At 72.2% G+C, this 11,405-nt stretch carries 10 protein-coding genes, 1 tRNA gene and 1 pseudogene; 2 read left to right on the forward strand and 10 right to left on the reverse strand.

What is annotated here, in order from left to right:
* Window positions 1-10 precede the first annotated feature (10 nt).
* The 7 genes and pseudogenes from LQ51_RS17405 to LQ51_RS17435 all read right to left on the reverse strand — a co-directional run bounded on the left by LQ51_RS17405 (window position 11) and on the right by LQ51_RS17435 (window position 6,411).
* Window positions 11-841, reverse strand: a complete 831-nt coding sequence (locus LQ51_RS17405) for an inositol monophosphatase family protein (RefSeq protein ID WP_046567069.1) — start codon at window positions 839-841, stop codon at window positions 11-13.
* An 88-nt stretch (window positions 842-929) separates the two neighbouring features.
* Window positions 930-1,520, reverse strand: coding sequence for an aminoacyl-tRNA hydrolase (pth, locus tag LQ51_RS17410; RefSeq protein ID WP_046567072.1), 591 nt, complete (start codon window positions 1,518-1,520; stop codon window positions 930-932).
* Window positions 1,521-1,644: 124 nt separating this feature from the next.
* A complete protein-coding gene (locus LQ51_RS17415) occupies window positions 1,645-2,337 on the reverse strand; it encodes a 50S ribosomal protein L25/general stress protein Ctc (RefSeq protein WP_046567075.1) in 693 nt (230 codons plus the stop codon).
* A 442-nt stretch (window positions 2,338-2,779) separates the two neighbouring features.
* A complete protein-coding gene (locus LQ51_RS17420; RefSeq protein WP_046567077.1) occupies window positions 2,780-3,760 on the reverse strand; it encodes a ribose-phosphate diphosphokinase in 981 nt (326 codons plus the stop codon).
* A 52-nt stretch (window positions 3,761-3,812) separates the two neighbouring features.
* A pseudogene (glmU, locus tag LQ51_RS17425) lies at window positions 3,813-5,348 on the reverse strand (bifunctional UDP-N-acetylglucosamine diphosphorylase/glucosamine-1-phosphate N-acetyltransferase GlmU).
* 115 nt (window positions 5,349-5,463) lie between these two features.
* Window positions 5,464-5,535 (reverse strand) — tRNA-Gln (locus tag LQ51_RS17430).
* Window positions 5,536-5,550: 15 nt separating this feature from the next.
* On the reverse strand, window positions 5,551-6,411 hold the full coding sequence (locus LQ51_RS17435) for a helix-turn-helix domain-containing protein (RefSeq protein WP_046567078.1): 861 nt from the start codon (window positions 6,409-6,411) through the stop codon (window positions 5,551-5,553).
* A 122-nt stretch (window positions 6,412-6,533) separates the two neighbouring features.
* Here LQ51_RS17435 and LQ51_RS17440 point away from each other — a divergent pair, with 122 nt between their 5' ends.
* A complete protein-coding gene (locus tag LQ51_RS17440) occupies window positions 6,534-7,505 on the forward strand; it encodes an acyl-CoA desaturase (RefSeq protein ID WP_046567080.1) in 972 nt (323 codons plus the stop codon).
* A 41-nt stretch (window positions 7,506-7,546) separates the two neighbouring features.
* Window positions 7,547-8,233 (forward strand): TetR/AcrR family transcriptional regulator, encoded by a 687-nt coding sequence (locus LQ51_RS17445; RefSeq protein WP_046567096.1) that lies wholly within the window; start codon window positions 7,547-7,549, stop codon window positions 8,231-8,233.
* Between the two features lie 36 nt (window positions 8,234-8,269).
* Here the strand turns inward: LQ51_RS17445 and LQ51_RS17450 are convergent, their stop codons facing one another.
* The 3 genes from LQ51_RS17450 to LQ51_RS17460 form a co-directional block, all read right to left on the reverse strand.
* Window positions 8,270-8,743: a DUF4383 domain-containing protein gene (locus LQ51_RS17450; RefSeq protein ID WP_046567081.1), complete on the reverse strand. Its 474-nt coding sequence runs from the start codon at window positions 8,741-8,743 to the stop codon at window positions 8,270-8,272.
* A gap of 116 nt (window positions 8,744-8,859) precedes the next feature.
* Complete coding sequence (locus LQ51_RS17455; protein WP_046567083.1) at window positions 8,860-9,315, reverse strand: DUF4383 domain-containing protein; 456 nt, start codon at window positions 9,313-9,315, stop codon at window positions 8,860-8,862.
* A gap of 93 nt (window positions 9,316-9,408) precedes the next feature.
* Window positions 9,409-11,208: an ABC-F family ATP-binding cassette domain-containing protein gene (locus tag LQ51_RS17460; protein ID WP_046567084.1), complete on the reverse strand. Its 1,800-nt coding sequence runs from the start codon at window positions 11,206-11,208 to the stop codon at window positions 9,409-9,411.
* Window positions 11,209-11,405 lie beyond the last annotated feature (197 nt).

Below are 11,405 nucleotides of genomic sequence, written 5' to 3' on the forward strand. Positions count from 1 at the left end.
GACGCTCAGGCTACCCGGAATGCCGCTGCAACGCTGCAAGCAACCGACTGGCGAGATCCTTCCGGCAGACCAGAAGGTCGGGCAGGCGCGGGTCGGCCTCGTTGTATTTCAGCGCAGAACCGTCGATCCGGGAAGCGTGCAGCCCGGTGGCCGTCGCCACAGCCACCGGAGCGGCCGAGTCCCACTCGTACTGCCCGCCGGCGTGGATGTACGCGTCGACCTCGCCGGTCACCACCGCGGCGATCTTCGCGCCCGCCGAACCCATCGGCACCAGATGGGCGCCGACCTCCTCGGCCAGATCGGTGAGGAACACCGGCGGCCGGCTGCGGCTGGCCGCCAACCGGATGACCCGCCCGCCCGCGGTCGCCGCCTCCAACGTCATCGGCGGGTACGCCGGCGGGTAGTCGGTGCCCAGCACCCGGTGCTGCGCCGGCAACCCCACGGCGCCCGCCACCAGCCCGTGCGGCGACGGCGCGTGACGCGCCCAGAGGGCCACGTGCACCGCCCAGTCCGAGCGGCCCTCCTCGGCGAACTCCCGGGTGCCGTCCAGCGGATCGATGATCCACACCCGGTCGGCGGTCAACCGCGGCACCGCCTCCGTGGTCACCTCCGCCGTCCAGGCCAGCCGCGACCCCTCGTCCTCCTCCGACAGCACCGCGTCGGCCGGGCGCCACTTCGCCAACTCGGTACGGATCAGGTCGTGCGAGACCTTGTCCCCGGCCGCCTTCAACGCCCCCGGATCGGTGAAGCCCAGCTCCGCGCGCAGGTTCACCAGCGCCTGCCCGGCCCGCGCCGCGAGCCAGCGGGCGAACGCCCCGTCGATCATCGGAGGATTGGCCATGGGTCTTCCGCTCCCGTCGCTCGCGTCGCCTCCCGAAGAGCGCAGACTACCGGCCGCCACCCGCCGCGACCCGCAGCCCCGCCCGCGGTCAGCCGGCGTGGTAGAGGTTCTGCGTCGGCTCCACCCCGCGGGTCACCACCGACTCGACCACGTCCGCCGCCCGGTCCACCAGGAACTCCAGCTCCTTGCGCTCCACCGCGGAGAAGTCCGACAGCACGAAATCCGCCGGATCCTGCCGCCCCGGCGGCCGCCCGATGCCGAACCGCACCCGCACGTAGTCCTTCGTGCCCAGCGACTTCGACATGGACCGCAGGCCGTTGTGGCCGCCCTCGCCGCCGCCGCACTTCACCCGCAGCTGCCCGTACGGGATGTCCAGCTCGTCGTGCACCGCGATCACCTGCCCCGGCGGGATCTTGTGGAACTGGGCCAGCGCGGCCACCGGGCCGCCGGAGAGGTTCATGTAGGTCAGCGGCTTCATCAGCACCAGCTTCGGCCCGCCGAAGCCCAGCCGCCCCTCGGCGACCTCGGCCACCGCCCGCTTGTGCCGGCCGAACTTCCCGCCCAGCCGGCCGGCCAGCAGCTCGGCCACCATGAAGCCGACGTTGTGCCGGTTGCCCGCGTACTCCCGACCGGGATTGCCCAGGCCGACCACCAGCCAGGGCCCCGCCTCGTCCGTCACGCCTCGCCCCTTCCGTCATCTCCGGCCCGCCGCGGCCCGCACCGCCCGGGAGGCCCGGCCGGCGCCGATACGCCGACAGGCGCCCCCGGAACCGGGGACGCCTGTCGCACAGCCTGCGGGCCGATCAGGCCTCGGTCTTCGGCTCCTCGGCGGCCGGCTCGCCCTCGGCCGGCGCACCCTCGGCAGCCTCGGCGGTCTCCTCGCCGACGCCCTCCTCGGCCTCCTCCTCGGCCACCTCGACCTCGGGGAGGGTGGCCTCCAGCTCCTCGGCGGTCGGGGCGGCGGTCACCGAGGCGACCTGAAGGTCGGCGTCCGCGACCAGCTCGACGCCGGCCGGCAGCTCCACGTCGCCGGCGGTGATCTGGGTGCCGGCCTCGGCGCCCTCGATCGACGCCTCCAGGTGGTCCGGCACCTTGGTGGCGTCGGCGGTCACCGAGAGGGTGTCGTGGTCGTGCACGATCAGGGTGTCCTTCGCGGCCTCACCGGTCAGCTGGACCGGGACCTCGACGGTGACCTTCTCGCCCCGGCGGACCAGCAGCAGGTCCACGTGCTCGAAGGTGTCCTTGATCGGGTCGCGCTGGATCGCCTTCGGCAGCGCCAGCACCTGGGTGCCGTCGCTCACCTCGATCGCGAAGAGCTGGTTGGCGCCGCCCTTGCGGATCGCGGCGGCGAACTCACGCGCCGGCAGCGCGATGTGCTTCGGCTTCTCGCCGTGGCCGTACAGCACGGCGGGCACCTTGCCGGCCCGGCGGGTACGACGGGCACCACCCTTGCCGAACTCGGTGCGGGGCTCGGCGCTGATCTTTACCTCGGACACGGGGAAACTCCTGATGCTTCGCTGCGGCGGCTTGTCGTCTTGCGGTGCTGGGGCGAGGGGCTCGCTGGGGCTCATGCGTCATGAACGACTGCCCGGAGCACCGCGTCGATGACGGCGCCTCCGTGCGGTGCTTTTCAGCGGCCCGCCGGGCACCCTCGCCGTGGCAACCGCACCAGTCTACCCGAGCGATTTCCGGGCCATCCGGCAGTCCCCTTATCACCGCCGGCGACACCTCGCAGCCCAACTTTTCCCCCGACCGAAGCGGTCCTCCCGCCGGCGGCTCGGGCCCGCGGGCCCGAGCCGGCCCGCTGCGCCGGCACGGGCCCGTGAGCCGCACCGTCCCGCGAGCTGGCGCGGTCCCGCCGGCGGGTGCGGTGTCCCGCCGGCGGAGTGCGGCGTCCCGCCGGCAGGGTGCGGTGTCCCGCCGGCGGGGGTGCCGAACTCAGCTGAGGCCGCCGAAGAGGGTGGTCACCGAGCCGTCGTCGAAGACCTCCCGGATCGCCCGCGCCAGCAGCGGCGCGATCGACAGTACGGTGATCTTGTCCAGCTGCTTCTCCGGCGGCAACGGCAGGGTGTTGGTCACCACCACCTCGCTGATCGGGCTGTTCTTCAGCCGCTCGGTCGCCGGGTCCGACAGCAGGGCGTGCGTCGACGCCACCACGATCTCCGCCGCGCCGGACTCCTTGAGGATGTCCGCCGCCTTGCTGATCGTGCCACCGGTGTCGATCATGTCGTCCACGATCAGGCACACCCGGTCCTCGACCTCACCGACCACCCGGTTCGCCACCACCTGGTTCGGCTTCAGCGGATCCCGGGTCTTGTGGATGAAGGCCAGCGGACAGCCACCCAGCCGGTCCGTCCACCGCTCGGCCACCCGTACCCGGCCCGAGTCCGGCGCCACCACGGTCATCGGCCGGCCCGCGTACTTGTGCTCCACGTACTCGGCCAGCACGTCCATCGCGAAGAGGTGGTCCACCGGGCCGTCGAAGAAGCCCTGGATCTGCGCGGTGTGCAGGTCCACCGTCAGGATCCGGTTCGCGCCCGCCGTCTTCAGCAGGTCGGCCACCAGCCGCGCCGAGATCGGCTCCCGGCCCCGGTGCTTCTTGTCCTGCCGCGAGTACGGGTAGAACGGCAGCACCACGGTGATCCGTTTGGCCGATCCCCGCTTCAGTGCGTCGACCATGATCAGGGTCTCCATGACCCAGGTGTTGACCCCGTGCGTCACGGACTGCACCACGAAGGCGTCCGATCCGCGCACCGAGTCCTTGAACCGTACGAAGATCTCGCCGTTGGCGAACTCGTACGCGTCGGAAGGGGTCGGCGCGACGCCGAGCACCTCACCGATTTCCTTGGCCAGCTCCGGAAAGCCCCGTCCGGAGAAGAGCATCAGGCTCTTGCGGTTTTCGGCGACGATGCTGCCCATGGGCCCGTCTGCTCCCGTGTGTCGGTGGTTCCCGGCGGCGTGGAGCCGGGGACTATTCGGTTGCAGTATCCCCCGCGCTCACCGCTCCACCCACGGCCTGGCGCCGCCCGTGGATTCAGTCACCTTCACTTGCGGCAGCGGGCTGGTCCGACGCACCCTCCACGGCCAGCCGGGCGCGCTCGGCCGCCGCCGCGGAGACCGTCCCCGGCCGCTTGCGGGCCACCCAGCCGTCGATGTTGCGCTGCGGCGCCCGGGTCACCCCCAGCGCGCCCGGCGGCACGTCCTGCGCGATCGCGCTGCCCGCCGCCACGTAGGCCCCGTCGCCCACCTCGACCGGCGCGATCAGGCTGGTGTCGCAGCCGACGAACGCGCCCTCGCCGACCACCGTGCGGTGCTTGTTCACCCCGTCGTAGTTCACGAAGATCGTCGCCGCGCCGATGTTCGCCTTCGCTCCGATCGTGGCGTCACCCACGTACGTCAGGTGCGGCACCTTCGCGCCCGCGCCGAGCTCGGAGTTCTTCACCTCGACGAAGGTGCCGACCTTCGACTTCTCGGCCAGCCGCGCGGCGGGCCGCAGGTACGCGTACGGGCCGACGCTGGCCCCCGCGCCCACCTCCGCGCTCACCGCGTGGCTGCGCAGCACGGTGGCGCCCTCGCCCACGGTCGTGTCGATCAGCGTCACGTCCGGCCCGACCAGCGCGCCTGCGCCGACCAGCGTCGCGCCGCGGAGCTGGGTGTTCTGGTCGATCACCGCGTCCCGCTCGACGGTCACCGTCACGTCGATCCAGGTGGTGTGCGGGTCGAGGATGCTCACCCCGCTGCGCATCCAGCCCTCGTTGACCCGGTCCCGCAGCAGTCCGCGCAGCGCGGCCAGCTCGACCCGGTCGTTGCAGCCCAACGTCTCCACGTGGTCCGGGGCGCAGTGCACCGCCACCGGCTCCCCGGCGTCCCGGAGCAGGCCGAAGACGTCGGTCAGGTACTCCTCGCCCTGGTCGTTGTCGGTGGAGAGCTTGCCCAGCGCGTCCCGCAGCCGGGCCACGTCGAACGCGTAGATGCCCGCGTTGATCTCCCGCAGCGCGCGCTGCTCGGCGGTGGCGTCACGCTCCTCCACGATCTGCGCCAGCCGGCCGGCGCCGTCCCGCACGATCCGGCCCAGGCCGGTCGGGTCCGGCACCTCGGCGGCGAGCACCGTGGCCGCCGCGCCTTCGCCCTCGTGCGCCTCCACCAGGGCCGCCACCGTCTCCGGCCGCAGCAACGGCACGTCCCCGTTGATCACCACGACCGTGCCGGTCGCCTCCGGCACCGCGTCCAGCGCGATCCGTACCGCGTGCCCGGTGCCGAGCTGCCGCTCCTGGAGCACCGCGAGGGCGTCGGGCGCCACCTCGGCCAGGTGCCCGCGGACCTGGTCGGCGCCGTGCCCGACCACCACCACGGTGCGGTCCGCGCCCAGCGGCGCGGCCGCGGCCAGCACGTGTCCGAGGAGGGTACGGCCGAGCAGCGGGTGCAGCACCTTGGGCAGGGCCGACTTCATCCGCTTGCCCTCACCGGCGGCGAGCACGACAACGGTGCGGAGGTGGGGCTGGGACACGACGTGGCTCCCGTCGGGACGGCGACAGTCTCGCGGTCATGCTAACCACGCCGCTCGGCACAATTCGCATCCGGCCGCACAAATGAGGTCGCCTCGTGGGAGCGGCAGGGCTGAGCTGGGGTGCCTGGATTCGAACCAGGAGCTCAAGGCTCCAAAGGCCTGCGGGTTGCCGTTACCCCACACCCCATCGCAGCATCAAGACCTAGCGGCCACTAATTTCAGACTCGCTTGAGTCAGCGATCCGGAACAGCTCGGCGATCATACCTTCGATCCGCCAGTAGAGCGCGCGGCTACGCGGCACGGTGATCACAAGGCAGCCGTGGTAGTCGTCGCCGGTGTTCCGGCGGACGGTCGTCGGATTGTGCCGCTTGAGCGTCGAACGCCCGAACCGCTCGACCGGGAGCCTCAGCCGCTGCGCCCACCAGCGCACCGCGGCGTCGGGGTCGGCCGACTCGTGGATGCTGACCCGGTACGTCGGCACCGCACGGTCGACGCCACAGCTCTCCAAAAATCGGAGGAAGAGCGCGAGCAAGCCGGGATCGCTGTTGATGAACTGCACCTTCTCCGCGCGGCGCCACGGCTTGGACTTCGCCCCCTCGCACCAGTAGATCGCCGCGCCGAGCAACAGCAGGGCCCGCTCGTCGAGCTCACCGACGCGCTCGGCGGCGCACTCGTGCTCGGCTGCCTGCGCCGCGTCGCGCATATTCCGGTACGCGCCCCACCGCGCGTCGGTCATCGCCTTCGAGTGCGCCCGCCGCCGCTCCGCCGCCGCACCGTCGGGATCGAGCGGCAGCTGCTTGACCCACTGGTACGCGGTCGACTTCGCGACGCCGAGCTGCTTCGCGATCTCGTTGACCGACCGACCAGCGGCGCGCAGCCGGACCGCATCGGCGCGTACGGCGTCCTTGGCGCGCGGCCGCCGGGTCCACTCCGGTGGTGGCACCCCGCGCAGCAGCGCGTACACCCGATCACGACCGATGCCCAGGCGGGCCCGGATCTCGGCGACGGAGAGCTGTTCCTCGACGCGCAGGCGGCGCGCCTCGGCGGCGATCGGGTCGGTCACGACCAGCAGGTTAGGACAGGCGTACGACAGGTCCTCCCATTCGCGAACGCCGGTGTCCGCTGCGATCTAGCCGCCCGCTGGTTACGGTGACGTAGGCGTAGCCCGTACCACTGGGAGGTGCCATGTCGACCACCCTGAACGGCCCGGAGAGCGGACCGAAGCCGTTGACCCAGGGACACCAGTCCCGGGGAATCCTGATCGCCCTGTGGGCCTTCGTGGCCGTACCGTTCCTTGCCCTGCTCGCCGCCGTGCCGGTGGCCTGGGGTGGCTGGCTGGGCTGGAGCGACCTGCTGATCGCCGGCTTCTGGTACGTGCTCTCCGGGCTCGGCATCACCGTCGGCTACCACCGCTACTTCACCCACGGCTCATTCCGGGCGAAGCCCGGGCTGCGCGCCGCGCTGGCGGTGGCGGGGTCGTTCGCGGTGCAGGGCGAGATCATCCAGTGGGTGGCGGACCACCGCCGGCATCACGCGTTCTCCGATCAGGAGGGCGACCCGCACTCGCCGTGGCGGTTCGGGGAGAGCATCGGCGGGCTGGCCAGAGGGCTGTTCCACGCGCACGTCGGCTGGTTGTTCAACCGGGAGCTGTCGAACCGGGAGCGGTTCGCCCCGGACCTGCTCAGCGATCCGATCACCCGTCGGGTGGACCGGCTCTTCCCGGCGCTGGTGGCGGTGTCGCTGCTCGGGCCGGCGGCGATGGGCGCGCTGGTCACCTGGTCGTGGCAGGGCGCGCTGACCGCGTTCTTCTGGGGCGGGCTGGTCCGGATCGCGCTGCTGCACCACGTCACCTGGTCGATCAACTCGATCTGCCACGTCTACGGGGAGCGGCCGTTCGCGGTGCGCCAGGGCGACCGGGCGGCGAACTTCTGGCCGTTGGCGCTGCTGTCGTTCGGGGAGAGCTGGCACAACCTGCACCACGCGGAGCCGACCAGCGCGCGGCACGGGGTGCTACGCGGGCAGATCGATCCGTCGGCGCGGGTGATCTGGCTGTTGGAGAAGGCCGGTGCGGCCTGGTCGGTGCGGTGGCCGAAACCGGAGCGGATCACGGCGAAGCTGGTGGAGCCGGTGCGGGTGCGGGGCCGCGCCGCGCGGTAACCGGTCGATCGGTGTCGGTCGGGTTTGGCAGGATGGGCCGGGTGACCGACGTTCCCGGCAGTGACGCGCGCTCCGCCCGGCGGCGGGCCGTCCCGGCGGCCAAGCCCCCTTCCCGGGTACGGATGTCCGCGACCCAGCGCCGGGAGCAGCTGATCTCGATCGCCCGGGAGATCTTCGCCGAGCGCGGGTTCGACGCCACGTCGATCGAGGAGGTGGCGGCTCGGGCGAAGGTGTCCAAGCCGGTGGTGTACGAGCACTTCGGTGGCAAGGAAGGGCTCTACGCCGTGGTGGTGGACCGGGAGGTCCGTTCGCTGCTGGAGCGGATCACCACGGCGTTGACCGCCGGGCATCCGCGGGAGTTGCTGGAGCAGGCGGCGTTGACCCTGCTGACCTACATCGAGGAGGAGACCAGCGGGTTCCGGGTGCTGGTCCGGGAGTCGCCGTTGATGTCGGCGACGGGCAACTTCAGCAGCGTTTTGAACGACGTGGCGCACCAGGTGGAGCACATCCTGGGCGCGGAGTTCTCCAGTCGGGGCTACGACCCGAAGCTGGCGGAGCTGTACTCGCAGGCGCTGGTGGGCATGGTGGCGTTGACCGGCCGCTGGTGGCTGGAGGTGCGCAAGCCGCGCAAGGAGACGGTGGCGGCGCACCTGGTGAACCTGGCCTGGAACGGGTTGTCGCACCTGGAGGCGAAGCCGGGGCTGATCACGGTGCGCAAGCCGGGTTGATCCGCCGGCGCCGGGCCGACCGGCGGTCCGGTCCGGTCAGCGGTGGGCCTCGGCGATGGGGTGCTCGCGGCGGCGGCGTTCCTCCTCGGCGTGCTCCTCCGTGCCGACCTTGTCGTAGAGGCCGGTGGCGAGCAGGATCAGGCCGAACAGCAGCGACACGATGACGGTCGCCATCGAGAAGTTGAGGATGTTCACCTGGGTCTGCAGCACGGACATCATGAGGATGCCGGTGACCAGGAAGACGGCTCCGGCGGTCAGGTTCATGTAGTGGCCGAGGTTGCCGCGCCGGGACGCGCCGATGATGAGGAAGGCGCCGAAGATCACGGAGACCAGGGAGAAGGCCAGGTTGGTGCGGAGCCCGAGGGCGCTGGTGTCCTCCCGGCTGAACAGCCCGTCGCCCCAGGTCTCGGCCACGCCGTACACGCCGAAGACGAGGATGTAGAGGCCGATGAGCCCGGAGAGCACGCGGTAGAGCGGCCGCGCGGGATGGTTCACCGGGAAGTGCGCCATGGGAACCTCCAACGAAGCGAGCGATTCGCCCCGATTGTCCCCCAGCGGCGGACCCGCGTCCCCGGAAACGCCGAAGGCCCGGCGCGATGCCGGGCCCACGTCGGTACGGGCGGGAATCAGAGCACGAGCCGAGCCTTCTGCCAGGCCTCGTGCTCGTCGTCGGTGCCGACCTTGCCGTACATGCCGGCCATCAGCAGGACCAGGGCGAGGACCAGGACCACGATGTCGGTCATGATCGAGAAGTTGAAGATGTTGGCGTCGGTCCGCAGGAACGCCAGCTCGGCGAGGCCGAGGCCGATCAGCCCGTACGCCATCCACTGGTTGATCAGCACGTCGAGGTTGCGGCCGATCACGACGCCGAGCAGGATCACCGCCCCGAGCAGGATCGCCAGCAGCGAGAATCCGAGATTGGTGCCCTGGCCGAGGACCTTGGTGTCATCCTGGGCGAGCACCTCGTCGCCCGCGCTCGCGATGATGCCGAGCACGCCGAAGACGATGAAGTACAGACCAACGAGCCCGCCGATCGCCCGGTAGACAGGCCGCGCGGGGTGGTTGACGGGGGTGTGCGACATCTCTGCGTCTCCAAGACCGTTCGGGTGAGGGGTCGCCAGCGATTGTCCCGCACGCCAAGCTGTGACGCCGCACACCCCCTGCCCACCGGCGGGTCAGTCCGCCGGCAGCTCCTCGGCGAGGGCGAGCCAGGTCTCCTCGGTGCGGTCCCGCTCGGCCCGCACCTCCTTGAGTTGGGCGTCCAGCTCGGCGACCTTGGCGTAGTCGGTGGCGTGGGCGGCGAGCTGCTCGTGCAGGGTCGCCTCCCGCTGCTCGAGCTTGGCGATCTGCCGTTCCAGCCGGCTGAGTTCCTTCTTCGCGGTGCGTACCTCGGCGGCGGAGAGACCCTGGCGGACCGGGCCCGGCGCGGCCGGGGTGAGGTCGGCGGGCGCCGGACCGCCACCGGCGGCGGCCCGGGCCAGGTACTCGTCGACCCCGCCGGGCAGGTGCACCAGCCGGCCGTCGCCGAACATCCCGTACGCGACGTCGGTGACCCGCTCGATGAGGTAGCGGTCGTGGCTGGCCACCACGATGGTGCCCGGCCAGGAGTCGAGCAGGTCCTCTAGCGCGGCGAGGGTGTCGGTGTCCAGGTCGTTCGTGGGCTCGTCGAGCAGGAGCACGTTGGGTTCGCCGGCGAGCAGCCGCAGCATCTGCAACCGGCGACGCTCCCCGCCGGAGAGGTCGCTGACCGGGGTCCACAGCCGCCGGTCGTCGAAGCCGAAGATCTCGGCGAGCTGGGCGGCGCTGATCTCCCGGTCGCCGAACTGAACCCGCCGGGCCACCTCCTCGACGGCCTCCAGCACCCGCAGGTGGCCGGGGAGCTCGGCGAGCTCCTGGGAGAGGAACGCGGGCCGGACGGTCTGCCCGGTGGTGAAGTCGCCGCCGTCGGGGCGGGTCACCCCGGCGAGCATGCGCAGCAGGGTGGTCTTGCCGGCGCCGTTGCGGCCGAGGATGGCGACCCGGTCGCCCGGGCCGACCTGCCAGGTGAGGCCGCGCAGGATCTCCTTGGGGCCGGCGTGCAGAGTGACCTGCGCGAGGTCGTACACCTGCTTGCCGAGCCGGGCGGTGGCGAGCCGCTGCAACGACATGGTGTCGCGCGGCTCCGGCACGTCGGCGATGAGCGCATTCGCGGCCTCGATCCGGAACTTCGGCTTCGAGGTGCGGGCCGGCGCGCCCCGGCGCAGCCAGGCGATCTCCTTGCGGAGCAGGTTCTGCCGGCGGGCCTCGGTGGCGGCGGCGACCCGCTGCCGCTCGGCCCGGGCCAGGGTCCACGCGGCGAAGCCGCCCTCGTACGCCCGGACGGTCTGGTCGGCGACCTCCCAGGTGGTGGTGCAGACCGCGTCGAGGAACCACCGGTCGTGGGTGACCACGACGAGCGCGCCCTTCCGGGTGACCAGGTGCCGGGCCAGCCAGTCGACGCCGCCGACGTCGAGGTGGTTGGTGGGCTCGTCGAGGATGAGCAGGTCGGCCTCGCGGACCAGCAGCGCGGCGAGGGCGACCCGGCGGCGCTCGCCGCCGGACATCGGGCCGACGGGCGCTTCGAGGCCGAGGTACGGCATGCCGAGGCCGTCGAGGATGGCCCGCACGCCGGCGTCGCCGGCCCACTCGTGCTCGGCGCCCATGCTCTCCCCGAGCCAGGCGGTGCCCAGCACGACGTCGCGGACGGTGGCCTCGGGCGCCAGCTCCAGCGTCTGCGGCAGCCAGGACACCCGCAGGTCGCGGCGGTGGGTGACCCGGCCGTCGTCCGGATCCTCGATGCGGGTGAGCAGCCGCAGCAGGGTGGACTTGCCGGCACCGTTGAGGCCCACCACGCCGACCCGGTCGGCGTCGTCGAGGCCGAGCGAGACGTCGGTGAGCAGCGGCCCGGCGGCGCCGTACCCCTTGGACACCCGGTCCAGGTTGACGATGTTGGCCACTGACCCACCTCTCATGATCAAGGCGTCCCGGTGCCGGCCGGCACCTCAGGACGCCCACCCCAAGGGTACGCGGACCAGCCGCCCGCGCCGCCCGCCGCCCGCCGGACGGACCCGCCCCGCCGGCCGCTGGACGGCCGCCGGGCCGCCGGACGCCCGCCAGGCCGCCGGACGCCCCCCAGGCCGCCGGAGGGCCGCCA

It is taken from the genome of Micromonospora sp. HK10, from assembly GCF_000982955.1.
GTDB lineage: Bacteria > Actinomycetota > Actinomycetes > Mycobacteriales > Micromonosporaceae > Micromonospora.

Bases quoted from the DNA above. Each gene is read 5' to 3' on its own strand.
- LQ51_RS17450 (WP_046567081.1), bottom strand. From the start codon at position 8,743: ATGGCGCACTTCCCGGTGAACCATCCCGCGCGGCCGCTCTACCGCGTG.
- LQ51_RS17405 (WP_046567069.1), bottom strand. From the start codon at position 841: ATGGCCAATCCTCCGATGATCGACGGGGCGTTCGCCCGCTGGCTCGCG.
- LQ51_RS17420 (WP_046567077.1), bottom strand. From the start codon at position 3,760: ATGGGCAGCATCGTCGCCGAAAACCGCAAGAGCCTGATGCTCTTCTCC.
- LQ51_RS17455 (WP_046567083.1), bottom strand. From the start codon at position 9,315: ATGTCGCACACCCCCGTCAACCACCCCGCGCGGCCTGTCTACCGGGCG.
- LQ51_RS17440 (WP_046567080.1), top strand. From the start codon at position 6,534: ATGTCGACCACCCTGAACGGCCCGGAGAGCGGACCGAAGCCGTTGACC.